We start from the raw sequence: 23,315 nt of genomic DNA, 5'->3' as shown, positions 1-23,315 counted from the left end.
CGGGCGACATGTCACCTCGAAATCCGATATCGCCTGTGATATCAGGTTTCCAGCCCTAGTACCGCTCCCCGACGGCTATGCCAGTGTCGCGGTGTTTCGCTTGTCGTCCGACGTCACGACGATCTTTGCGGCCAACGGCTCACCCTCGGTGAGCAGTTCCAGCAAGGCTTCGTCGGTCGTGGTGGCCAGGAATCGGCTGCCGTCGGCGTCCAAGCGGCCGATGATGATGCCGGTGCGTGGCGTCCAGTCGTAACGCACCGTGTAGGTCTCGATTCTGCCTGGCCCGTCGGCCTTTTCGGTGATCGCCACCCGCTGCTGCGTATTGAATTCGTCCTGCAGGGCCGCACTGTTGTCAGCCAGCCAATCGGCGGGCGCAGTGGAGTAGATGCCCACCGAGTACTTGCTGGCAATGCCGCCGTTGGCGCCGATGAGCGCGAATTGTCCAGGCTTGTCCCGCATTTCGTTGACGGCTTCGGCGATGCCGTGCATCGAGTAGTTGTTGCCCGGGCCACCGAAGAAGGGCAGGCCGCCGGTCAGCGTCAGCCCGCGCTCGTCATCGGCGGCCAAGCCCGTGCCGTCACAGAAGTTGAACACCGGGAACGGGAAGCAGCTGTAGAGATCGAATGCCGCGATGTCGTCGAGCGTGATGCCGGCGACGCGCAGAGCCTCCTTGACGGCGATCGCCGCAGTCGCGGTGTACCCCAACTCGGCGCGCTCGAGCAGCTTGATTTCCTTCATGTCGGCATGCCCGCGCAGGTACACCCACTTCTCCTCGGGAACACCGAGTTTCCGCGCGGACTCCACCGACATCAGCAGTACCGCCGCACCCTGGTTGACCTGATCGCGCGCCACCATCATGCGCGGATACGGGTCACAGATCATCCGGTTGCTCTCGGTGACGGTGGCGATCTCTTCGGCGGAGCGCTCCACCGGCGCCGACGAATATGGGTTCTTCGCAGCCACTTTGGAGAACGGCGCGAACAGCTCGGCCATCGCCTGGCGGTAGTCCGCCACCGACAGGCCCAGCCGGGCCCGGCGCGCATTCTCCAACAGCCCGTACTGCACCGGGGCACCGATCAGCCCGTGCTTGATCGTGTACTCGTCGAAAATGCCGTCGTAGCCGTAGCCGCGGTCTTCGAGCTGACCCTCGATGGTCTCGGAGTGATCCGGTTTGTCGTCCCGCTTGGAGAAGTACCGCAGCGTCGACGTGTTCTCCGAGCCGAACAGCAGCACCACGTCGTTTGCGCCGGCAGCGATCGCTCCGGCGAACTCCGTGACGAGGTGCTGGGGGCTCTGACCGCCGATCACTTCGAGGATGGCACGGGCCGGCTCGGCGCCGACGTTGTGCGCGACGGAACGCGGGTAGTTGTTGGAAATCCCTAGCGTGGACGTCTGCGGGCCGGAGATCTCGAACTGCCGCGTGCCTGCCACGGTGTCGATGGCCTGCGCGACGGCGGTGGTATCAGCACCGGTATCGCGCAATGCTGCCCTGGCCGCCTCGGTGGCCAACTCGACCGAGGACATTCCGCGATAGCCGTCGAGGTCGATGCGTTCGGTGAACTGTCCGACGCCGACGATGACAGGGGTGCGCGGATCGACCATGACAATCTCCTTGACAGCTGTTAATTCGTGAGGCTAACCGATTGGGTTTTAGAGAGTGAAATCGGTGCACCCCACGCCTGCCAGCGGAGTTACGGCAAACCTGTGACCAGGCCTTCTAGAGCTTGTAGGCGAACGACTTCTGCTGACGCTGCTTCATCTTCTCCAGGCACTCATGGTGTTTGCGCGCGTGATACGCCAGAGGAAAGTACGTGAGCCGGTCCGGGAGGATGCGATAGGCAGCACGGATGACGGCATAGATGCGTTGGAGTTGCCGCTCTTCGTCCTCGCTCCAGGTGACACCGAGCTTGGCCCGCAGCCGGGGATCGAGCAGCCCGACCACCGACAGATAGTTGAACCGCAGTGCGGGCCGAAGGGCACGGCGGACCAATGGGTGCAACAGTTTCGGCACAGCCGGCGGTAGCTCGACGTTGCCGGTCTGCATGTCCTTGATCAACTGCAAGGCCTGCGGCGTGCCTTCCAGCTTGTCGATCATCGCCTCGTAGTACTCGGCCATCTCGGCGCGCGTGGCCGGGTAACCGTTCATCGGCACGTGCAGCAGACGGGCCAGCCGGCGGTTGTCGCGCAGGAGTTCGTCCTTTTCCGCGTCGGTGAAGTCGCGTCCGATCAGCAGCTTGCCGCCGCCTTCGGCGTTGACGATGTAGCCGGTGGCGATAACCCATTGGTACGCCTCGGGATTGAGCGCACTGATCTGCTTGCCGGTCTCGGCGCTCTTCATCGTGATCGGTTGGTGCAGTGCGCGCACCCGGTTCCCTTCGGCGACGGCCTCGGTGCCACCGTAGGTCCACCGCAGTACGGAGTCGACGCTGCGAATCGCCCGCCCGCCCGGATCTCCGTGGAACGCAGCCGAATAGCGACCGGTGATCTCGGCGATGACGGGGTGCATCGCCTGCATCATGAACGCCGCCCCGTCGACGATCAGGAACGTCCACCTACCGGTGTGCTCGCCGGTGAGCGAGTCAAGTGGCACCAGTTCGATGTCGGCCGATTCTTTGGGTTCTTCGGCGGTCGGAATTGAGACGTCCGATGTGGCGGTCATGGCAGCGCACCTCCTTGAGCGTGAGGCGACGGTAATCTGACCAGAAGGTCGCATTCAAGTCGCGTTTTAGTTCTGAGGTACGCATGGATAACGGCATGTCACCGCCCCGCAGGCTCCCGAAGCAGGAGCGCTCTCGTGAGATGGTCGCGAAAATTGTGGCCGCGACCGGAAAGCTGCTGAAGAAAACGGACCCCGCGCAGATCACCACCAACGCGATCGCTGGGCAAGCCGGTGTCAGCAAGGGATCCATCTACCAGTACTTCGCCAACAAGGAAGAAATCATCCACGCGGCGATCGAGCAGTTGGCTGCCGAACAGGCGCCGCGGATCGAGGACATGCTCCGCTCGATCACCTTGGAACAGCCCCAAGAGGCGATGCAGGCATCGATCGACATCCTGATCGATTTCACGATCGCCAACCGGAAGTTGATCCGCTACGTCGCCGATCGGCCCGACTATGCCCGCACGCTGGAAAACGCCTCGGGCCTGAACGCGACACTGCTGGCGATGACGACGGTGCACATGGCGCATTACCGCGACCAGTACCGCAACGAGCTGAGCCCGCGCGCATTGGCGTGGCTGTTCTTCAACATGGCGGTGGCCACCACGACCCGCTACATCGAAAGTGACGACCCGATCCAGCTCGACGAGCTGCGCAGCGGGTTGAAGTTCGCCTCGGCGGGTCTGCTCGCCGGCGGGCGGGAGTAGCGCGCACGCCGTTGTTCGCCGGTTTCCACGCCTGGGTCGTTCTCGACGAGCGAGCACCGCCCTGGTGCAGAAAACGGCAACCTGGAAGCGGGCTTGACCAGCAATCCTTGACGGACCTGTCACTTAGTGACACCTTGGAGCTGTCACTAAGTGACAACTTCGGGAGGTGGCAGCGATGGGTGCGAGGCAGGACCAAGCCCGGCTCGCGGTATCGCGGCAGGCCTGCAGACTGTTCTGGGAACGCGGCGTCGCCGGTACCAGCGGTGACGACATCGCCGCGGCGGCAGGCCTTTCGACGCGCACGATCTGGCGCTACTTCCGCGCCAAGGAATCCTGCGTGGAACCGGTGCTGGCCAAATCCGCCGACCGGTTCATCGACATCCTGAACCGCTGGCCACATGACCTGTCATTGGCCGAACACCTTGCCGCCGACGGCGTTTCACATCCGCTGTCGCCGCAAGACGTCGAGGACGAGGTGAGCGCGATGCGGATTGCCACGATGACGGGATCCGAGCCGGCACTGCGCACGGCCTATCTGATGGTGCACGACCGGATGGAGCAGGGCTTCATCCCGGTGATCGCCGAGCGGCTGCATCTCGCCACAGACGACCTCACGGTCCGGCTGTGTGCGGCCGCCGTCACCGGCGCCTTCCGCGTCGTCGACGAAGACGTCAGCGTGGCGGTGATCGTCGAGGGAAAGACGGTCACGCAAGAAGAAGCACTCGCCCTGATCGACCGCGCCATCCGCGATGCCACCAACGGGCGTCTCGGCGGCCCGGCCACACCCCGATAGGAGCACAATGGCACTGCCCGAACTCATTTCGGTAGAGGACTTCTTCAGCCCACCCGAACGCACAGCCGCCAAAATCTCACCGGACGGAACCCGGATCGCCTATCTGGCGCCGTGGCAGAACCGCCTCAACGTATGGGTCGAAGACCTCGACGGCAACACTCCGCCACGATGCGTCACCGCGGACGACACCCGCAGCGTCTACATCTATCACTGGACGGACGATCCGCGGTGGCTGCTGTATCTGCAGGACACCGGCGGTGACGAGAACTGGCACGTCTACCGCGTCGACTTGGACGATCCCGGCGCCGCGGCGGTCGATCTCACGCCGTTTCCAGGCGCCAGGGTTGACCTTGCACTGCCGAAAGGCCGGCCGGGAAAAGCGATCGTCCAGATCAACAACCGCACACCGGAACTGCTCGACGCCTATGAACTCGACGTCGCCACCGGTGAACTCAGGCTGCTCGCACAGAATCCAGGCAACGTGTTCAGCTGGCTGTCGAGCCGCACCGGAGAGCTGTTCAGTTCGACACTGACGGCTGACGGCGATGTCGAACTGTCGCAATGGGTTCCGGCGACCAACTCGCTGCCGACCATCACCACGTTCGACGGCAGCGACTATCCACTAGGCATCCAACCGATCACCGTCACTCCCGACGGCACCGGCATCTGGCTGGGCGCCAACACCGGCACCGACCGCACCCGCCTGGTCCGCATCGATGTGGCCACCGGCACGGAGACCGAGGTGGACAGCCACCCGACATTCGACCTGGCCGCCCAGATGGTGCTGCCGTCGCCGTTGATCCTCAGCGAGCGGACCGGTGAACTGCTCGGCGCCCGCTATTACGGCGAACGCCAGGTGATCCATGCCCTCGACCCGAATTTTGCTGCGGTACTGGAGAATCTGACCGCACTGTCCGACGGCGACCTCGCCGGCGTCTCCTCCGACGACAGCGGGCAGCGGTGGGTGGTCAACTTCACCCACGATCGCGATCCGTGGGCCACCTACTTCTATGACCACGTCACCGGCGAGAGCCGGCTGCTGTTCCGGCCATATCCGAATCTGAATTCAGATTCATTAGCACCGATGACGCCGGTGAGCATCACCGCACGCGACGGGCTGCCGCTGCACGCGTACCTGACCCTGCCCGTCGGGGTAGAACCAACCGACCTGCCCCTGGTGCTACTGGTGCACGGCGGCCCCTGGTCACGGGACTGCTGGGGTTTCCAGCCTGACGTGCAGATGCTGGCCAACCGCGGATATGCGGTGCTACAGGTCAACTTTCGCGGCTCGACGGGCTACGGCAAGGCCTTCACCAAGGCCGCCATCGGTGAGTTCGCCGGCAAGATGCACGACGACCTGATCGACGCCGTCGATTGGGCCGTCAAACAGGGCTACGCCGACCGCGACAAGGTGGCGATCTTCGGCGGCTCCTACGGCGGCTACGCCGCACTCGTCGGCGTCACCTTCACCCCGGATGTGTTCGCCGCGGCCATCGACTACGTCGGCATCTCGAGCCTGCCCAATTTCATGCGCACGCTGCCGACGGTAGCCCGGCCGTTTCTGGCCAACAACTGGCATCTCTACGTCGGCAATCACAACGATCCCGGGCAGGAAGCCGACATGTTGGCCCGCTCCCCCATCACGAAGGTCGACCAGATCCGCACCCCGTTGCTGGTTGTCCAGGGCGCCAACGATTCTCGTGTGGTGCAGGCTGAATCCGACAACCTCGTCGAGGCACTACGCAATCGCGGCGTCGAGGTCGAATACCTGGTCAAGGACGACGAAGGTCACGGATTTCTCAACCCGGACAACCAGATCGACATGTACCACGCCGTCGAACGATTCCTCGCCCAGCACCTGGGCGGTCGCCTCTAACTGCCGAACAGACGCAAATGTCCCCGACACGCCGGGCGTGCGGGGACATCTGCGTCTGCTCGCGCAGAAAGAACTAGCTGAGCAGCTCGCGAGCCAGCTTGGCGGTCTCGGACGGCGTCTTGCCGACCTTCACGCCGGCGGCCTCGAGGGCCTCCTTCTTGGCCGCGGCGGTGCCCGACGAGCCCGACACGATGGCGCCGGCGTGGCCCATGGTCTTGCCCTCCGGAGCGGTGAAGCCCGCGACATAGCCGACGACCGGCTTGGTCACGTTGGCCTTGATGTAGTCGGCGGCACGCTCTTCGGCGTCGCCACCGATCTCACCGATCATCACGATGATCTTGGTCTCGGGATCCTTCTCGAACGCCTCGATGGCGTCGATGTGGGTGGTGCCGATGACCGGGTCGCCGCCGATGCCGATGGCGGTCGAGAAGCCGAGATCGCGCAGCTCGTACATCATCTGGTAGGTCAGCGTGCCCGACTTCGACACCAGACCGATCGGGCCCTTGCCGGTGATGTTGTTGGGCGTGATGCCGACCAGCGACTCGCCGGGGGTGATGATGCCCGGGCAGTTCGGCCCGATGATGCGGGTCTTCTGACCCTTGTCGACGTTGTAGGCCCACGCATAAGCGCTGTCCTGCACCGGGATTCCCTCGGTGATGACCACCAGCAGCGGGATCTCGGCGTCGATGGCCTCGATGATCGCGTCCTTCGAGAAGGCCGGCGGCACAAAGGCGATCGACACGTCGGCGCCGGTCTCCTTCATGGCCTCGGCCACCGAGCCGAACACGGGCAGCTCGACGTCGTTGCCGTCCTTGTCGACGTGCTTCACGGTGGTGCCGGCCTTGCGGGCGTTCACGCCGCCGACCACCTGGGTGCCGGCCTTGAGCATCAGCGCGGTGTGCTTGGTGCCCTCGCCACCGGTGATGCCCTGGACGATGACCTTGGAGTCCTTGTTCAGAAAGATAGACATTGGTGTTGGCTCCCTTACTTATTCGCCAGCTCGGCGGCCTTGTCGGCACCGGCGTCCATGGTCTCGGCCTGGATCACCAGCGGGTGATTGGCCTCGGCCAGGATGCGGCGGCCCTCTTCGACGTTGTTGCCGTCGAGACGCACGACGAGCGGCTTGTTGGCCTCGTCACCGAGCTTCTTGAGCGCTCCCACAATGCCGTTGGCCACCGCGTCACACGCGGTGATGCCGCCGAACACGTTGACGAACACGCTCTTGACCTGGCTGTCGTTCAGGATGACGTCCAGACCGTTGGCCATCACCTCGGCCGAGGCGCCACCACCGATGTCGAGGAAGTTGGCCGGCTTCACGCCGCCGTGCTTCTCACCGGCGTAGGCGACGACGTCCAGCGTCGACATGACCAGGCCCGCACCGTTTCCGATGATGCCGACGGCGCCGTCGAGCTTGACGTAGTTGAGGTCGTTCTCCTTGGCCTTGAGCTCCAGAGGATCCGTGGCGTCCTTGTCCTCGAACTCGGCGTGGCCGGGCTGACGGAAGTCGGCGTTGGCGTCGAGGGTGACCTTGCCGTCCAGCGCCAGGATCTGATCGTCGGGGGTGCGCACCAGCGGGTTGACCTCAACCAGGGTGGCGTCCTCCTTGACGAACACCTCCCACAGCTTCTGGATCGTCACCGCGGCGGCGTCGAGCACCTCGGCGGGCAGGTGGCCCTTCTCGGCGATCTCACGCGCGAAGGCCAGATCGACTCCCTTGACGGCGTCGACGGGAACCTTGGCCAGCCGCTCGGGCTTGGTGGCGGCAACCTCTTCGATCTCCATGCCGCCCTCGACCGAGCACATGGCGAGGTAGGTGCGGTTGGCGCGATCGAGCAAGAAGGAGATGTAGTACTCCTCGGCGATGTCGCTCGCCTCGGCCACCAGCAACTTTTTGACGACGTGGCCCTTGATGTCGAGACCGAGGATGTTCTGCGCGTGGGTGAGCGCATCTTCGGGGGTGGCTGCGTACTTCACGCCGCCGGCCTTGCCGCGGCCGCCGACCTTCACCTGTGCCTTGATCATCACGGGCTTGCCGATTTCGGTGGCGATCGCCTTGGCGTCCTCGGCCGAGTCGGTCACGCGGCCCGGGGTTGTGGGGACGTTGTGCTTGGCGAACAGCTCTTTCGCCTGATATTCGAAGAGATCCATGTGCTTCCTAGATAGGCGTTGTCTGTCTGCTTCGCTTCGAGCGCGCGCATCGAAGCTGCCCGGTCCGGTACCTCTGACGGGCCCGGGGGAACTTTATCCACCGCGCAGTGATGGATTGGCACCGCCTCCGGCTCATGTGGTAGATCTCACCGCCGATGGCGGGTGATACGGATCACATTCCAGCGCGGAATACACACAGGAGTTGCCACCATCATTGGGATTTGGTTAACGTGCCTCTGGTCCAGATCACGTTCAGGTCACGACGAAGAAGGATTCTCGAGTCTTGCCGCAGCACCGTTCGTCCGCAGCTCCACGAGGAGTGCCGACGAGCGCACGCGAGCGCAGGCCACTGTCTCCGGACGAACTCGACGCCGCGGAGATCACCGACATCATTCCGTTCAGTGCGTTCGACGATTTCGACGACGCCTCTGATGACGGCTCCAGCGTCATCTATGCCCCCGAACTCGACGATCTAAACGACACCGACGATCTGGTTCCGGTCCGGTTGGCCGTGCCGTCGCGGTTCCGTCCCGACGCCGGCAGTGAGCGCGGCTCGTCGTCACGCGGAGCGCGCACCTCCAGCCACGCCTACCGCGACAGCCACACCGACGTGAGCGACGGTATGGCCGCCACTGACGTCATCAATCTTTCCGGCCGCCGCGGCGGTGCCCACCGCAAGGAGCCCGCCGGCGCCCTCAAGAGCCGCCTGATGATCGCCGCGATGGCCGCGGGCGCATCCGCCGCCGGCGCCTACTCGTTCGGCAGCACCCCCGAGACGCAGGCCGACGACACCATCCTGGCGTCCGAGGGCACCCAGATCGAAGGTGCCTCGGTCACCGGCTCGGTGGACGGCATGCAGATCGTCTCGGTCGCCTCGACCGCCGACTCCCCGGTGCACGCCGAGGAGATCACCAAGGCCGCCGCCTTCGCCCAGGAGCGCGCCGAACGCGAGGCCCGGCTGTCCCGCCCGCTGTTCGTCATGCCGACCAAGGGCTACGTCTGGACCTCGAACTTCGGCTACCGCTGGGGCGTCCTGCACGCCGGCATCGACCTGGCCAGCCCCATCGGCACCCCGATCGCCGCCGTCTCCGACGGCGTGGTGATCGCCGCCGGTCCGACGGCCGGTTACGGCGCCTGGGTCAAGATCCGCCATTCCGACGGCACCGTCACGCTCTACGGCCACATCAACACCTGGCTGGTCAGCGTGGGCGACCGCGTGATGGCCGGTGACCAGATCGCCACCGTCGGCAACCGTGGCTACTCCACGGGTCCGCACCTGCATTTCGAGGTGCTGCTCAACGGGACCAACCGCATCGACCCGGTGCCGTGGCTGTCCAAGCGAGGACTGAGCGTCGGCAGCTACGTTGGCTGAGTGAGTGACGACGGCCAGCTGCCAGCCGATCAACCCGACGAAGACGACGACCGCACCCGCATCATCCGGCGACAGCCGCAGGCCCCACTTTCCCGGCCTGAACCGGTTGGCGCCGATCCCAAGACGAGCATCATTCGCCGTCATCCCACCGGCGCCATTCCCAGCGCAGCCGGCGAGGAACCACAGACCGGCCTGATCGGCGACCTGCCCGACGAAGCCGTCACAAGCTACGTCCCGCACGCCCGGCCCACGATCATCCCCCGCATGTCGGCGAGCACCGATCCCCGAACGGCGATCGCGGCCGCCACCCTGGCCATCCTCGGTGGTTGGGCCACCGGCGTCATCGCCACCGATCTGATCGCCGGCTGGTGGCGCACCGACCGATTGTTCTGTGTGGCCATCGGTTTCCTGGCGGCGATCTCGGCCGCAGCAACCATCGTCGGGCTCATCGCATTGTTGCTGCGGCGCCGGATGGGCCGGCTGCTGGTCGTCGTCGGCGCGGTGATCGGCCTGCTGATCTTCGGCAGCTTGTTCATCGCGGGAGCGCAACTGCATCCCGTCGTCTATGCGATGCCGGCGCTCCCGCTGGCTGCCATCCTGTTCACAGTCCTGCCCTCGACGGGGCGCTGGGCCGCGCGCGACAAGTAGTGTCCGACGCGGCTGCGGCCGCTGTTAGGTTGACGCAATGCGTCCCGGTGCGATGGCGGTGGTAGTCCTTTCATATATCGGCGGCCTGTTGGGCATCGCCGCCACGCTGCGCGCGCTGATCATGGCCTGGTACGTCATGGGCTACGGCTTCAGCACCGATCCACTGCGGGTAAGCCACTCGATCCTCAACCTGATCGCACTCGTTGCGGTCACCGCGACGCTGTTCGCCGGCGCGGCGTTGTCGAGCCGGCGCAACCCTCGGGGTCGTACGTTGGTGATCGTCGGTTGTGCTGCGGTGATTGGGTTGTCGCTGATCGAATTCGCGATATGGGTCGGCCGCGATTTCCTGGTGTGGACGGACCAGGGGGCACTCGGTGTGACCCGTTGGGTTTGGTTCGGCGTGTCGATCATCACGCTGGTCGTCTTGGCCCTCGCGGGGACTGAAACCCGTTCCGTTGCCGACGATCCTGAGGGGGTGGAGCTCGGCGGCAGTCGGGCACCCACCTTGCTCGTCGCGGTTCTGGCGATGGCGATCGCCGCCTACCACCTGTGGCAAGCCAAGAGGCAGTTCGACTCCAGCCTGCTCTACATCGCCGACTTGACCGACCTCCTGCCGACGACGCCGAGCGCGACGTGGGCGCTGGCGATGATCGAGCCGCTGACGGTCTCAGCCCTAGCGGCAGCGGTGCTGGTTGTCGGCGCGGTGCTGCTCTTCCTCGGAGTCGCTGCGGGCAGCTACGTCGTGATCGCCGGCTGCATCATCACCGTGGCGCAGGCCATCTTTGGCTGGACCGACCTGGGCCGGGTCTTCTATGAGATCGGAGCCGCCGACCTGCTCACGATCTTCGCACCCCGAAACGCATCAGTGGTTGTCCTCACGCTCACCGTGCCGGTGGTCACCGCGGTGTTGGCGGCAGCCGCAAGAACGCGTACCCCTAGAACGTGACCGGCATGCGCGCCCACCCACGCACACTGGAGGTGCGCGCGCGAAAAGCGTTGGCGTAGTCGACTTCCCAATCGGTCCACCGTTTGAGCACCTCTTCGATGGCGACGCGGGCCTCGAGCCGGGCCAGCGCCGAGCCCAGACAGAAGTGCAGACCCTGCCCGAAGCTCAGGTGCCCACCTTTGCGGTGGATGTCGAACCGGTCGGGGTCGGTGAACTTGGTCTCGTCCCGATTGGCGGATCCGTTGAGCAGCAACATGTACGAGCCTTCGGGTATGGCCCGCGCGTAGAGCTCGACATCCTCGGCGACATACCGGGCCTGCACCGGTGAGGGCGGTTCGAAACGCAACGTCTCCTCGACCGCACCCGGGATCAGACTCGGATCGGCGACGAGTTCGCGTCGCTGGTCGGGATGATCGCCGAGCAGCTGTCCCATGAAACCGATGAGCCGGGCGGTGGTTTCGCCGCCCGCGCCGGCGATCATCGCGGTGTAGGCCAGCACCTCGGTACGTTCCAGCTTGCGCCGGGTCCCGTCGGGTTCGTCGATCTCGGCGTTGAGAAGCTCGGTCATCAGGTCGTCGGAAGGATGGGTGGACCGCCATTCGATGTACTCGGAGAACATCGCCAGGGCGTCGGCGAAGACGGTCGCGTTGACGTCGGTGGTGTCGTCGGAGAGCGCGATGTTCTTGTCGGTGCCCGCGCGGATCTGCTCCTGACCCTCCTCCGGGATGCCCAGCAGATAGCCGATGGTTCGCATCGGCATGAACGCCCCGAGGTCGGCGACGAAGTCGAACCCGTCCTGCTCGCGCAGTGGGTCGAGAGCCTTGGCGCAGAACCCACGCACCAGGTCCTCGACGGCCAGCATCCGCCGGGGCGTGAACACCCGGGACAACAGTCGACGGTGAAGGTCGTGCAGTGGCGGATCCTCGAACAGCAGGATGCCCGGCGGCACCTCGATACCGCTGAACAGAATGTCGGCAGTGGTGCCTCGCCCGGACCGGTAGACCTGCCAATTGGGCAGCTCCCGCGCGACGTCGTCCCACCGGCTCAGCGCATAGAAGTTGTACTTCTCGTTGTAGTACAACGGCGCTTCGCTGCGCATCCGCTTCCAGACCGGATACGGGTTGTCGTCGATGTCGTTGTCGAACGGGTCGTAGTAAAGCTCCATCACATGTTGAGTCGTCACCGATCCGGCTCTCCGTCGTCCGTACCAAATAGTTGTTCCAACGTACTGTGCGACCACCCGCCGGTCAATCGCCGTTGCAACCAGCCTGATCCAAACCGTCGCCCGCAATTGCCGACGAGGCGTCTACTGGGTCCGATTCGCGTGTGTTCACTCCTGACCCTCCCGGAGGTCCGCTGCCCATGTTCAACCGCTTGCTGCGCACCGCATTTGTGCTGTCCCTCCTCGCCACCGCAGTCGCCTGCAGCAGTGAGGACGACGAGGCGTCGGGCTATACCCTGCGCGTCGGGGCCACCTCGGTGACCGGGACCCCGGCCGGCTCGCTGGGCTGGGGTGATCGCCAGGGCATCCTGACCGAGCAGCTCAAATCGGCCGGGGTCGGCAAGATCGAATACTCGTTCTTCCAGTCCGGCAGCGATGTCGCCTCGGCCCTGTTCGCCGGCGCCGTCGACGTCGCGGCCATCGGCGACAACCCGGCGTTACGGGCCCGCAGCCGGGACCCGAAAGTGGTTCTGTTGTCCCTGGATTCGGTGAACGGCGACGCCTGGCTGGTGGGCGCCAAAGGGGGCCCCACCGACATCAAGGGTCTGGTCGGCAAGGACATCACCGCCCCACAGGGCACCATCCGTGATCGCGCCGCCCGCCAACTGATCGACGCCGCCGGACTCACCGGCCAGATCCACGTGCGCGACGTGCCGACACCCGAGTCCATCGCCGGGCTGAGCTCCGGGAAGATCGATGCGACGATCCTGACCGGCGCCAGCGCCGCCGAGTTGGAGTCCAAAGGTTTCCCGATCATCGACAGCCTGTCGCGTCACGGGTTCGGCAGCACCGGCACCAACATCGCGCTGCGCTCGTTCACCGACGCCCACCCCGGGTTCACCGAGGCCTGGCAGCAGGCAGTCACCGCGGTCAACCGCGACATCACCGAGAACTTCGACGACTATCTGACGTGGGTCGCACAGACCGACGACACCGATCTGCAGTTCGTCCAGAAGTCGACGCGCCCAGAGGAATTCAACACCGAGCCGTTCCCCGCAGTCGGTGTGGACCAACTCGACGCCGCCTACACGTTCCTCAACGCCGACGGGTCGTTCGACCACGAGTACTCGGTGCGGGAGTGGGCCGGGGGTCAGTCATGACGAGCGCGACGGCCGTCCGGGCGCCGTCGGCGAGTCCTGAACTCGTCGAGGTCGTCGGGGACCGCAACCACCGAAAAGGCTTGTGGGCACGAACCCCCCGGCCGGTGCGCCGGCTGATGAGTCCGGTCCTGATCCTGGCGGTCTGGACCATCGGCTCGGGCACCGGGCTTCTCAACACCGACCTGTTCCCACCACCGGCGCAGGTGGCGGCCACCGCGTGGCGGCTGCTCAGCGACGGCCAACTCGCCACCCACGTCGGCGCCTCGGGTGTCCGGGTGCTCACCGGCACCCTGCTGGGCATCGTGATCGGCGTCCTGCTGGCCGTGGCGGCCGGACTCACCCGCACCGGTGAAGACCTGCTCGACTGGACGATGCAGATCCTCAAGGCCGTCCCGAACTTCGCGCTGACCCCGCTGCTGATCATCTGGATGGGCATCGGCGAGGGACCCAAGATCGTGTTGATCACCACCGGGGTCGCCATCGCGATCTACATCAACACCTATTCCGGAATCCGGGGCGTGGACCGGCAATTGGTCGAGATGGCCCAGACCTTGGAGGCGTCGCGGACCACGCTCATCACCCAGGTGATCCTGCCCGGCGCGATGCCGAACTTTCTGGTGGGCCTGCGGCTCGGACTTTCCAGTGCGTGGTTGAGCCTGATCTTCGCCGAGATGATCAACACCACCGAAGGCATCGGCTACCTGATGTCGCGGGCACAGACCAACCTGCAGTTCGACGTCTCACTGCTGGTCATCGTCATCTACGCGGTGGCCGGCCTCCTCTCCTACACGCTGGTGCGGGTCCTGGAGCGGGTTCTGTTGTCCTGGCGCAACGGCTTCGAAGGCGTCTCGTGAACGCACCGGTGGTGCAGGTACACGGACTGCGGAAGGCCTTCGGTGACCAGCAGGTGCTCGAGGACCTCGAATTACACATCGCCGACGGTGAATTCGTCGCGATGCTGGGCCGGTCCGGATCGGGCAAGAGCACGCTGCTGCGCGTTTTGGCCGGCCTCGACGACGACGTCACCGGGTCGGTTTTGGTACCCCGGTCTCGCGCCGTGGTGTTCCAGAATCCACGTCTTCTACCGTGGCGGCGTGCGCTGGCCAACGTGACGTTCGCCCTGTCCGACGCCGGACCCGACGCGCCCAGCCGTACCGCGCGGGCCCGCGCCGCGCTGGAGGAAGTGGGGCTGGCCGAGAAGGTCAAAGCCTGGCCACTATCCCTGTCCGGTGGTGAAGCGCAACGGGTTTCGCTGGCGCGGGCGCTGGTGCGCGAACCCGATCTGCTACTGCTCGACGAGCCGTTCGGGGCGCTCGATGCGCTGACCCGGCTCAAGATGTACGGGCTGCTGCACGAGCTGTGGGCCCGCCGACACATGGCGGTGCTGCACGTGACCCATGACGTCGACGAGGCGATCCTGCTGGCCGACCGCGTGGTGGTGCTCTCCGGTGGGCGGGTCTCACTCGACCGGCACGTCGAATTGCCCTTCCCCCGCACCCGCAGCGACGACGGCTTCGACGACCTACGCCGCGTCCTGCTCGCCGAACTCGGTGTTCGAGAGGAGGTGGGCCATGACGGCTCCCACTGACACTGACGCACTGAGCACCGATGTCCTGGTGATCGGCGGTGGGCCCGCGGCGACCTGGGCGGCCGTCTCCGCCGCCGAATCCGGGGTCCGGGTGATCCTCGTGGACAAGGGGTACTGCGGCACCAGCGGAGCGACGGCCGCGGGCGGCAACAACCTGTGGGCGATCCCACCTGGCCCGCGACGGGAAGAATCCGTGCGCGAACGCGAACTGGCCGCGGGCCGGATCACCGACTCGGAGTGGATGTCCCGGGTGCTGGCCACCTCGTGGGACCGGCTCGAACACCTTTCCGAATGGGGGTATCCGTTTCCGGTCGGTGCCGACGGGCGGGAGATGCGCAGCAGCCTGCAGGGCCCGGAGTACATGCGACGCATGCGTCGCAAAGCCCATCGCAGCGGGGTGCGGATCCTCGACCATCACCCGGCGCTCGAGCTCACCGCCGACCGCGACGGCGTCATCACCGGCGCCACCGGCATCGCCCGTCAGGACGGCGGCCGCCCATGGCAGATCGCCGCGGGTGCCGTCGTACTCGCCACGGGCGGGACGGCGTTTCTGTCCGGAACCTTCGGCACCAACGTCGACACCGGCGAGGGCCTGCTGATGGCCGCCGAGCACGGGGCGCACCTGTCCGGCATGGAGTTCTGCACCGCCTACGCGCTGGCCCCAGAATGGGGTGTGCACACCAAGGGCCGAATGCTGCAGTGGGGCAGCTTCTATGACGAGCACGGCCGGCCCTTCACCACCCAGCGCGGGCTGAGCGGACGCCAGGACGCGCAGCGGGCGTTGACCCAGGGCCGACGGGTCTTCGCCCGGCTGGACCGGGCACCCGAACACATCCGCCAGACCATGCGCGATGCCCAGCCGAACTACTTCCTCCCGCTGGACAAGGCCGGCATCGACCCGTTCACCACGGCCTACCCGGTGCGGATGGTCTACGAGGGATCGGTGCGGGGCACCGGTGGACTGCGCCTGACCGGACCTGACTGCGCCACAACAGCTCCCGGACTGTACGCCGCCGGTGATGCCGCGACCCGCGAACTTATCACCGGCTCACTGTCGGGCGGCGGTAGCCGCAACGGGTCCTGGGCGATCGCCTCGGGCACCTTCGCCGGCCGCGGTGCCGCCGAGTTCAGCCGCGGTCGACGGGCCCATCCGGCCGGGTGGGCCACACCGGTGCGACCGTCGCGTTCGGGGGCACCGACCGTGGACGAGGTGGTGGCCGCCGCCCAGGCACATATCCTGCCGCCGCAGCGCAGCTATCTGAAAACCGCAGAGCGGCTGGTCGAATCGGCCGCGGCGCTGGAGAGTGTGTGGCGCGACATCGCCGACGGCCTGGCCCCGGTGCCGGCCCGGGAAATCTACAAGCAACGGCAGGCCCAAGCCATGGTGGCCGTGGCGCGGTGGATCACCGCCGCCTCCCTCGCCCGCCCCGAGACCCGCGGTCTGCACCGCCGCGAAGACCTGCCCGATTCCGATCACCACTACGAGCACCGCATCCTGGTCGGCGGCCTGGACACGGTCTGGACTACACCGGATCCCGTTGCGCCCCGGCTGGTTTCGGCGGAGGCGGTGGCATGATCGAGATCGTCAGCTCGACGGCATGCATCAAATGCGACGTCTGCATCAAGGTGTGCCCCACCGATGTCTTTGACCGCGGGGCCGACGGGGTGCCGGTGATCGCGCGCCAGTCCGACTGCCAAACCTGTTTCATGTGTGAGGCCTACTGCCCCACCGACGCGCTCTACGTCTCCCCGGTGTCGTCCCCCGTCGGCGCCGACAGTCCCCACGCGTCCGAAACCGTGGTGCGGGACGTCGGGTTGTTCGGCGGGTACCGGGCGATGGTCGGCTGGGGCGGCGGCCGCACCGCGGGGTCACGGCTGGACCAGAACCCGGTGCTGACCGCGGTTCCACCCCTGGCCGAACCACGCCTGCCGGCCCCGGCGGTGTTGGCGGACGAGCCCTGGCATCACGCCGCTCGTTGACTCTGCGTAGGCGACGCAGAAGTGCGACCAACGTCGTCAGCGCAGAGTCAACGGCTCAGAGTTTCTGGATCGGCGCGTGGTTGTGCATGAGCTTGACCCGGCCGGCACTGCCGAAGTCGATCAGGGACATCGCCGATTCGCCGACACCCGAGACTTCCTCGACCCGGCCCAGCCCGTACTTGTCGTGGGTGACGCGGTCGCCGGGGGTCAACGTGATCACCGGCCGGTTGCGGGCGGCGGCCGGCCGCGACGGCGATGGACGTGGCGTGCCGTATCGCCCGGCATTGCCGACCGGGGCGCTCAGTCCTGACGACGGCTGTTCCACGCGCCGCCAGTTGATCAGGTCTTCCGGGATCTCCCGCAGGAACCGGGATTCCGGGTTGAGCATCGGCTGGCCCCACGACGAGCGCACCTTGGCCCGCGACAGGTACAGCCGCTTGCGGGCCCGGGTGATACCGACATAGGCCAGCCGGCGTTCCTCGGACAGTTCGTTGGGATCGCCCAGGGCCCGCATGTGCGGGAACATGCCGTCCTCCCAGCCGGTGACGAACACGGCCGGGAACTCCAACCCCTTGGCGGTGTGCAGCGTCATCATCGTCACCACACCCGCGCCGTCCTCGGGGATCTCGTCGGCATCGGCCACCAGCGACACCCGCTCGAGGAACTGGGCCAGCACGCCGGTGTCCGGGATGTCCTCGTCGACCGGCTCCTCTTCGGCCAGGGCCCGGGCATTGGCCAGGTCAGTACTGAATTCGTGTGCGACGCTGACCAATTCGTTGAGGTTGTCCAGCCGGGCCAGATCCTGCGGGTCGCTGGAGGCTTCCAACTCACGGCGGTAGCCGGTGCGCTCCAGCACGGCCTCGACCAGATCGCCGAGCTCGTCGTCGAGCTTGCCGCGCAACGAGTCGAGCAGCTGCACGAAGCTCGCGATCGCCTTTTCCGAGCGGCTGTTGAGCATGGGGACCCGGCCCTCGGCGGCGGCCTGCAACGCGTCGTTGAAGCTGGAGCCGGTGTTCTCGGCGTAGACGGCCACACAGGCCTCGGCGCGGTCCCCGATGCCGCGGCGCGGCGTGTTGAGGATGCGGCGCATGCTCACCGAGTCCCCCGGATTGTCCAACACCCGCAGGTAAGCCACGATGTCGCGGATCTCGCGGCGCTCGTAGAACCGCACCCCGCCGACGACCTTGTAGGGAATGCCGGCGCGGATGAACACCTCCTCCAGCGCACGCGAGGAGTTGTTGGTGCGGTAGAACACCGCGACATCACCGTATTTGAGGCCCTCGCTGTCGGCCAGGGCGTCGATCTCCTCGGCGACGAAGCGGGCCTCGTCATGCTCGTTGTCGGCCACGTAGCCGACAATCAGCTCGCCCTCGCCCTCCTCGGTCCACAGCCGCTTCTCACGCCGACCGGTGTTGCGGGAGATCACCGAGTTGGCCGCGTTCAGGATGGTCTGGGTGGAGCGGTAGTTCTGCTCCAGCAGGATCGTCGTCGCGTCCGGGTAGTCGCGCTCGAAGTCCTCGATGTTGCGGATCGTCGCGCCGCGGAACGCGTAGATGGACTGATCCGCGTCGCCCACCACACACAGCTCCGAGGGCGGCACGCCGTCGTGCTCGTCGAGGTGATGGCCCACCAGCTCGCGCACCAACACATACTGGGCATGGTTGGTGTCCTGGTATTCGTCGACCAGCACGTGACGGAACCGGCGCCGGTAGTACTGCGCGATCTGCGGGAAGGCCTGCAGGATGCCGACCGTCTCACCGATCAGGTCGTCGAAGTCCAGCGCGTTGGCCGCCCGCAGCCGGCGCTGGTATTCGCCGTAGACCTGGGCGATGATGCCCGCCATCTCCTCGGCGGCTTCCGAGGCCTCGGCCGCGGCCTGCTCGGGCCCGATCAGCTCGTTCTTCAGGTTCGAGATGCCGTTGGCCAGCAGGCGCGGCGAGTACCGCTTGGTGTCCAGGCCCATGTCCTTGCCGATCATCATCAGCAGGCGCCGGGAATCGTCGGAATCGTAGATCGAGAAGTTGGAGTTCAGCCCGGGCAGCAACGAGGCCTGGTTGCGCAGAATCCGCACGCACGTGGAGTGGAACGTCGAGACCCACATGTTGCGGGCCTTGGGGCCGACGAGCCCTACCACGCGCTCGCGCATCTCGGCGGCGGCCTTATTGGTGAACGTGATGGCCAGGACCTGGCCCACCCCGACGTCACGGGCCGCCAACAGGTAGGCGATGCGGCGCGTCAGCACCGCCGTCTTGCCCGAGCCGGCGCCCGCGACGATCAACAACGGCGACCCTTCGTGCAGCACCGCCTGGCGTTGCTGCGGGTTCAGGCCGTCGAGAAGTGCATCAGTTTCGGTAGCGAGCGTCATCTTGAGTTCAAACTTACCGCCGAGCGGGGACAGTTTTGCGTTGGCACGGGCTTGCCTGGGACCATCGAACCGTGCCCGACATTGATGACCTGCGCCGCGAGATCGACGAACTCGATGCCACCATCCTTGCGGCCGTACAGCGCCGCGCCGAGGTCTCCAAGGAGATCGGCAAGGCCCGGATGGCGTCCGGCGGGACCCGGCTGGTGCACAACCGTGAGATGCAGGTCATCGAGCGGTACAGCGTGCTCGGGCCCGAGGGCAAAGACCTGGCCATCCTGTTGCTCCAGCTCGGCCGCGGCCGGCTCGGCCATTAGACCCAGCCGCCTCGGCCATTAGACCCGGCCACTGAGCCTTACTTCGCGGGCGTCTTCAGCGAGTCGATCAACCACGGCGTCAGCCACTTCACCGCCTCGGCGGTCGGATGGACGCCGTCGCTGCGCATCCGCACCCCGTCGATCTTCGCGGTGTACTTGCCGTCCGGGTTCAGCTTGGCGTTGAAATCCAGCACCGAGACGTTCGGCCGTTTCGCGGCCACGTTGCGCAGCATGGTGTTCCAGGTCTGCACCCGGCCCGGCTGGTCCTCCGGATACAGCGTTCCGTCGGACCGCTCACCGCGCCGGTTGTAGGGCGCCGTGGTCACCACCACGCGGGCGCCGGTCGAGCTGAGAATGTCCAGTGCGCGTTGCAGCTCGCTCTTGAGGTAGGCGTCGTAGCCGTCGTTGCCGATGTGCGCCCAGCGTCCGTGCCAGGTGCGGTCGACGACCTCCCAGCGACCGATCATCAGCAGCACGGTCTCGGGGCGGTCATGTTCGATCCGCTGTGCCCAGCGCTCGGGCCAGGAATCGCATTCCGGTTTCTGGTTGAGCGTCTCGCCGGCCGACCGGTACGGCCCGCCGCGGGCAATGCCGCAGCCGATCGTCGTGTAGTCGCTGAAGTGGAATCCCGGGGTGTTGGGCAGATACCGCATCAGGGTCCAGGCCACCGAGTCACCGAAGACGGCGACGGTCCGCGTGCCCGGCGGCAACGCCGGCGGCGGTCCCACCGGAACGGCCCGTTCGGCGCCGACGTCCTGTTCGGAAGCGGCGGCGGCCAACACGTCGGGGCCCGCGGGGCGGGTCGGCACACTCACCGGGACGACCGTCATCGTCACCACCGCCGCGGTGGCCACGGTGGCCCCGGCCAGACGCAACATCGGCACATGCTCCGGGCGCCAGTGCCGGATCGGCTGCTCGATCGCCCACCACGACACCCACGACACCGCGATCGTCACCGCGCACCGCAACGCCAACAGGGACCAACCGGACAGGCCGGTGCGTTCCCCGTTGAGGATCAGGAAGATCGGCCAGTGCCACAGGTAGACGCCGTAGGAGATGACCCCGAGGGTGACCAGCGGATACCAGGCCAGCGCGCGGGCCACGTAACCGTCCTGATCGAGCGCGACCGGCGCCACGACGAGCACCGCGCCCAGGGCCACCACGATCAGCAGGCCATGGCGGAATTCGGCGGCACTTCCGGTGGCCAGATGCGCGGCCGCACCGAGGACGAGCACGCCCAGCACCGGGAGCGTCCAGGCCACCCACCGTCGCCACCGGGCCCGGATCAACGTGCCCGACACGGTCAGTGCCGACCAGTCCCGCACCAGCAGCGCTGCGGCGGCCGCGCCCACCAGTAGGGCCTGGGCCCGGGTGTCGGTACCGAAGTAGACGCGGTTGAGCAGGCTGTCATCGCCGGACAGCAGGATCGCCTCGACCGCCGAGGCGACGACGCCGAGCACCGCGAGCACGAAGACGGCCGCACGCACTGCCTGCGGGCGACGCCGGCGCAGCGCCAGGGCCGCGGCCAGCACCAGCAGCGGCCAGATGACGTAGTACTGCTCCTCGACCGCGAGCGACCAGGTGTGCTGCAACGGCGACGGGGTGGCACCCTGGCTGAAGTAGTCGGTGTTCCCGGCGACGAACACCCAGTTCGCCATCCAGAAGAACGCCGCGACCGCATCGTCGCGAAGTGAGGCCACCGCGTCGGACGGGAACAGGTCGCGGGCGATCACCACGGCCAACGTCATCAACACCATCGCCGGCAGCAGACGCTTGGCCCGCCGGATCCAGAAGCCCTTGAGGTCGATGCGTTCGGTGCGGCGGTACTCGTCGAGCAACAGCGAGGTGATCAGGAATCCGCTGAGCACGAAGAAGACATCGACACCGATGAACCCGCCGGCCACGCCGGGCACTCCCCCGTGGCCGGCCAATACCAGGGCCACGGCGATCGCGCGGATGCCGTCGAGCGCGGGGATGTCCCGCCGGATGGAGGCACGCCGACGCCGACCGGCAGCACGGACTGGCGCCGCAGTCAACGTCATTGCCTCCCGTCTTGGCCTTGAGCCCCAGAGTTTAGGGGGACTCGGGCGCCGAATCGGGAAGGCGCGACGGGAGATTCTGCGTGGGTTACTTGGTCAGCGCGATGTACTTGGTCTCGAGGTATTCCTCGATACCCTCCGACCCGCCCTCACGGCCGAATCCGGATTCCTTGATGCCGCCGAACGGTGCGGCCGCATCGGAGATGACGCCGCGGTTGATGCCGACCATGCCGGACTCGATACCCTCGGCCACCCGCAGCGCCCGGTCCAGTGACTGGGTGTAAACGTAAGCGGCCAAGCCGTATTCGGTGTCGTTGGCCGCGGCCACACCCTCTTCCTCGGTGTCGAACCCGGTGATCGGCGCCACCGGACCGAACACCTCCTCCTTGAGGATCCGCGCGTCGGCGGGCACATCGGTGAGGACGGTGGCCGGGTAGAAGTTGCCCGGGCCGCCGGGGGCGACGCCGCCGACCGCGACGGTCGCGCCGCGCGAGACCGCATCCGAGACCAGTTCCGTGACGGTGGAGACCTGCTTGGAATTGATCAGAGGGCCCAACGTGGACGACGGGTCGATGCCCTTGCCGAGGGTGAACTCGCTCATCCGCTTGACGAGTTTCTCGGTGAACTCCTCGCGCACCGAGTTGGCCACGTGGAAGCGGTTGGCCGCGGTGCAGGCCTCGCCACCGTTGCGCATCTTGGCCAGGATCGCGCCGTCGACCGCGGCGTCGACATCGGCGTCGTCGAACACGATGAACGGCGCGTTGCCGCCGAGCTCCATCGAAGTGCGCAGCAGGGTGTCGGCGGATTGCTTCACCAGGGCCTTGCCCACCCCGGTCGAGCCGGTGAACGTCAGCTTGCGCAGGCGGCCGTCGTCAAGGAGCGCGGTGGTGACCGCCCTGGGGTCGGTGGTCGGCAGCACCGAGAGCACGCCTTTGGGCAGGCCGGCCTCGTCCATCAGCTTGGCCAGCAACAGCATGGTCAGCGGAGTTTCCTGCGCGGGTTTGACGATCATCGTGCAGCCGGCGGCGAACGCCGGGCCCATCTTTCGGGTGCCCATCGCGAGCGGGAAGTTCCACGGCGTGATCGCGTAACACGGGCCGACGGCCTGCTGGGTGACCAAGATGCGGCCGGTGCCGGCCGGGGCCGGGGTGAAGCGTCCGGCGATGCGCACCGCCTCCTCGGAGAACCAGCGGAAGAACTCGGCGCCGTAGGTGACCTCACCCTTGCTCTCGGCGAGCACCTTGCCCATCTCCAGCGTCATCAACGCGGCGATGTCGTCGGCCCGTTCGGTGATCTTCTCGAACACCGAACGGAGGATCTCGCCGCGGGTGCGGGGGGCGGTCGCGGCCCATTCGGCCTGCACGGCACACGCTGCGTCCAGTGCAGCGACCGCGTCCTCGGGGGTGGCATCGGCGACCGTGGCCAGCACCTGATCGTCGCTCGGGTCCAGCACGTTGAACGTCGACGCGGCCTGGCGCTCCTCACCGCCGATCCACAGTCCCGTGGGCACGGATGAAATCAAGTCTTCAAAGGCCATACATCAATCATGTACACCTTC

At 66.5% G+C, this 23,315-nt stretch carries 20 protein-coding genes; 12 read left to right on the top strand and 8 right to left on the bottom strand.

Translation table 11 applies throughout. The features are described 5' to 3' along the window. Positions 1-75: 75 nt before the first annotated feature. The gene (locus A5733_RS16875; protein WP_076240936.1) at positions 76-1,602 is read right to left on the bottom strand and encodes an acetyl-CoA acetyltransferase; all 1,527 of its coding nucleotides are present in this window, start codon (positions 1,600-1,602) and stop codon (positions 76-78) included. 115 nt (positions 1,603-1,717) lie between these two features. Beyond that, the gene (locus A5733_RS16870; RefSeq protein ID WP_076240935.1) at positions 1,718-2,659 is read right to left on the bottom strand and encodes an oxygenase MpaB family protein; all 942 of its coding nucleotides are present in this window, start codon (positions 2,657-2,659) and stop codon (positions 1,718-1,720) included. Between the two features lie 140 nt (positions 2,660-2,799). Between A5733_RS16870 and A5733_RS16865 the strand changes: the two genes are divergently transcribed. From A5733_RS16865 to A5733_RS16855, 3 genes are all read left to right on the top strand, one after another. Continuing rightward, entirely contained in the window at positions 2,800-3,366 is a 567-nt protein-coding gene (locus A5733_RS16865; protein WP_076240934.1) for a TetR/AcrR family transcriptional regulator, read from the top strand. A gap of 175 nt (positions 3,367-3,541) precedes the next feature. Further along, positions 3,542-4,159, top strand: a complete 618-nt coding sequence (locus A5733_RS16860; RefSeq protein ID WP_076240933.1) for a TetR/AcrR family transcriptional regulator — start codon at positions 3,542-3,544, stop codon at positions 4,157-4,159. 7 nt (positions 4,160-4,166) lie between these two features. Further along, positions 4,167-6,035, top strand: coding sequence for a S9 family peptidase (locus tag A5733_RS16855; RefSeq protein ID WP_076240932.1), 1,869 nt, complete (start codon positions 4,167-4,169; stop codon positions 6,033-6,035). 73 nt (positions 6,036-6,108) lie between these two features. Here the strand turns inward: A5733_RS16855 and sucD are convergent, their stop codons facing one another. Together sucD and sucC are read right to left on the bottom strand one after the other, a co-directional pair. Continuing rightward, positions 6,109-7,005 carry a succinate--CoA ligase subunit alpha gene (gene sucD, locus A5733_RS16850; RefSeq protein WP_076240931.1) on the bottom strand — a complete coding sequence of 299 codons (897 nt, stop codon included), beginning with the start codon at positions 7,003-7,005 and terminating at the stop codon, positions 6,109-6,111. 14 nt (positions 7,006-7,019) lie between these two features. Continuing rightward, positions 7,020-8,183: an ADP-forming succinate--CoA ligase subunit beta gene (sucC, locus tag A5733_RS16845; protein WP_067771149.1), complete on the bottom strand. Its 1,164-nt coding sequence runs from the start codon at positions 8,181-8,183 to the stop codon at positions 7,020-7,022. 283 nt (positions 8,184-8,466) lie between these two features. Between sucC and A5733_RS16840 the strand changes: the two genes are divergently transcribed. The 3 genes from A5733_RS16840 to A5733_RS16830 are packed head-to-tail and all read left to right on the top strand — an operon-like array spanning position 8,467 to position 11,149. Next, entirely contained in the window at positions 8,467-9,555 is a 1,089-nt protein-coding gene (locus tag A5733_RS16840; protein WP_076240930.1) for a M23 family metallopeptidase, read from the top strand. After that, positions 9,556-10,203, top strand: a complete 648-nt coding sequence (locus tag A5733_RS16835) for a hypothetical protein (RefSeq protein ID WP_076240929.1) — start codon at positions 9,556-9,558, stop codon at positions 10,201-10,203. Positions 10,204-10,240: 37 nt separating this feature from the next. Continuing rightward, entirely contained in the window at positions 10,241-11,149 is a 909-nt protein-coding gene (locus tag A5733_RS16830; RefSeq protein ID WP_076240928.1) for a hypothetical protein, read from the top strand. On the opposite strand, the gene A5733_RS16825 is transcribed toward A5733_RS16830, so the two are convergent. Continuing rightward, complete coding sequence (locus A5733_RS16825) at positions 11,139-12,314, bottom strand: cytochrome P450 (RefSeq protein WP_076240927.1); 1,176 nt, start codon at positions 12,312-12,314, stop codon at positions 11,139-11,141. The genes A5733_RS16830 and A5733_RS16825 overlap by 11 nt on opposite strands. Positions 12,315-12,511: 197 nt before the next feature. Between A5733_RS16825 and A5733_RS16820 the strand changes: the two genes are divergently transcribed. From A5733_RS16820 to A5733_RS16800, 5 genes are read left to right on the top strand one after another with little or no spacing between them, the layout of a single operon-like run. Then, positions 12,512-13,471 carry an ABC transporter substrate-binding protein gene (locus tag A5733_RS16820; protein WP_076240926.1) on the top strand — a complete coding sequence of 320 codons (960 nt, stop codon included), beginning with the start codon at positions 12,512-12,514 and terminating at the stop codon, positions 13,469-13,471. Continuing rightward, the gene (locus A5733_RS16815) at positions 13,468-14,325 is read left to right on the top strand and encodes an ABC transporter permease (protein ID WP_067771139.1); all 858 of its coding nucleotides are present in this window, start codon (positions 13,468-13,470) and stop codon (positions 14,323-14,325) included. The genes A5733_RS16820 and A5733_RS16815 overlap by 4 nt, the downstream gene beginning before the upstream one ends. After that, positions 14,322-15,059: an ABC transporter ATP-binding protein gene (locus A5733_RS16810; RefSeq protein WP_076240925.1), complete on the top strand. Its 738-nt coding sequence runs from the start codon at positions 14,322-14,324 to the stop codon at positions 15,057-15,059. The genes A5733_RS16815 and A5733_RS16810 overlap by 4 nt, the downstream gene beginning before the upstream one ends. Next, the gene (locus A5733_RS16805) at positions 15,043-16,635 is read left to right on the top strand and encodes an FAD-binding protein (RefSeq protein WP_076240924.1); all 1,593 of its coding nucleotides are present in this window, start codon (positions 15,043-15,045) and stop codon (positions 16,633-16,635) included. The genes A5733_RS16810 and A5733_RS16805 overlap by 17 nt, the downstream gene beginning before the upstream one ends. Next, complete coding sequence (locus A5733_RS16800) at positions 16,632-17,039, top strand: ferredoxin family protein (protein WP_067771134.1); 408 nt, start codon at positions 16,632-16,634, stop codon at positions 17,037-17,039. The genes A5733_RS16805 and A5733_RS16800 overlap by 4 nt, the downstream gene beginning before the upstream one ends. A 55-nt stretch (positions 17,040-17,094) precedes the next feature. Here A5733_RS16800 and pcrA read toward each other — a convergent pair whose 3' ends face one another. After that, positions 17,095-19,404 (bottom strand): DNA helicase PcrA, encoded by a 2,310-nt coding sequence (gene pcrA, locus A5733_RS16795; protein ID WP_076240923.1) that lies wholly within the window; start codon positions 19,402-19,404, stop codon positions 17,095-17,097. Between the two features lie 35 nt (positions 19,405-19,439). Here pcrA and A5733_RS16790 point away from each other — a divergent pair, with 35 nt between their 5' ends. Then, positions 19,440-19,718: a chorismate mutase gene (locus A5733_RS16790; RefSeq protein WP_067771130.1), complete on the top strand. Its 279-nt coding sequence runs from the start codon at positions 19,440-19,442 to the stop codon at positions 19,716-19,718. A 38-nt stretch (positions 19,719-19,756) separates the two neighbouring features. Here the strand turns inward: A5733_RS16790 and A5733_RS16785 are convergent, their stop codons facing one another. Beyond that, positions 19,757-21,760, bottom strand: a complete 2,004-nt coding sequence (locus tag A5733_RS16785; protein ID WP_198938840.1) for an acyltransferase family protein — start codon at positions 21,758-21,760, stop codon at positions 19,757-19,759. An 85-nt stretch (positions 21,761-21,845) separates the two neighbouring features. Beyond that, positions 21,846-23,294 (bottom strand): NAD-dependent succinate-semialdehyde dehydrogenase, encoded by a 1,449-nt coding sequence (locus tag A5733_RS16780; RefSeq protein WP_076240922.1) that lies wholly within the window; start codon positions 23,292-23,294, stop codon positions 21,846-21,848. Positions 23,295-23,315: the final 21 nt, after the last annotated feature.

Source organism: Mycobacterium sp. NS-7484, from assembly GCF_001953975.1.
In the GTDB taxonomy this organism is placed as follows: Bacteria; Actinomycetota; Actinomycetes; order Mycobacteriales; family Mycobacteriaceae; genus Mycobacterium.
Note: the sequence above shows the minus strand (reverse complement) of the source record. Positions and strands in the feature narration are given on the sequence as shown.

Coding starts and splice junctions, on each gene's coding strand:
- A5733_RS16815 (WP_067771139.1), top strand. CDS start 13,468: ATGACGAGCGCGACGGCCGTCCGGGCGCCGTCGGCGAGTCCTGAACTC.
- A5733_RS16780 (WP_076240922.1), bottom strand. CDS start 23,294: ATGGCCTTTGAAGACTTGATTTCATCCGTGCCCACGGGACTGTGGATC.
- A5733_RS16865 (WP_076240934.1), top strand. CDS start 2,800: ATGGTCGCGAAAATTGTGGCCGCGACCGGAAAGCTGCTGAAGAAAACG.
- A5733_RS16855 (WP_076240932.1), top strand. CDS start 4,167: ATGGCACTGCCCGAACTCATTTCGGTAGAGGACTTCTTCAGCCCACCC.
- A5733_RS16785 (WP_198938840.1), bottom strand. CDS start 21,760: ATGACGTTGACTGCGGCGCCAGTCCGTGCTGCCGGTCGGCGTCGGCGT.
- A5733_RS16820 (WP_076240926.1), top strand. CDS start 12,512: ATGTTCAACCGCTTGCTGCGCACCGCATTTGTGCTGTCCCTCCTCGCC.
- A5733_RS16805 (WP_076240924.1), top strand. CDS start 15,043: ATGACGGCTCCCACTGACACTGACGCACTGAGCACCGATGTCCTGGTG.
- A5733_RS16860 (WP_076240933.1), top strand. CDS start 3,542: ATGGGTGCGAGGCAGGACCAAGCCCGGCTCGCGGTATCGCGGCAGGCC.
- sucD (WP_076240931.1), bottom strand. CDS start 7,005: ATGTCTATCTTTCTGAACAAGGACTCCAAGGTCATCGTCCAGGGCATC.
- A5733_RS16830 (WP_076240928.1), top strand. CDS start 10,241: ATGCGTCCCGGTGCGATGGCGGTGGTAGTCCTTTCATATATCGGCGGC.
- A5733_RS16825 (WP_076240927.1), bottom strand. CDS start 12,314: ATGGAGCTTTACTACGACCCGTTCGACAACGACATCGACGACAACCCG.
- pcrA (WP_076240923.1), bottom strand. CDS start 19,404: ATGACGCTCGCTACCGAAACTGATGCACTTCTCGACGGCCTGAACCCG.
- A5733_RS16875 (WP_076240936.1), bottom strand. CDS start 1,602: ATGGTCGATCCGCGCACCCCTGTCATCGTCGGCGTCGGACAGTTCACC.
- sucC (WP_067771149.1), bottom strand. CDS start 8,183: ATGGATCTCTTCGAATATCAGGCGAAAGAGCTGTTCGCCAAGCACAAC.
- A5733_RS16800 (WP_067771134.1), top strand. CDS start 16,632: ATGATCGAGATCGTCAGCTCGACGGCATGCATCAAATGCGACGTCTGC.
- A5733_RS16870 (WP_076240935.1), bottom strand. CDS start 2,659: ATGACCGCCACATCGGACGTCTCAATTCCGACCGCCGAAGAACCCAAA.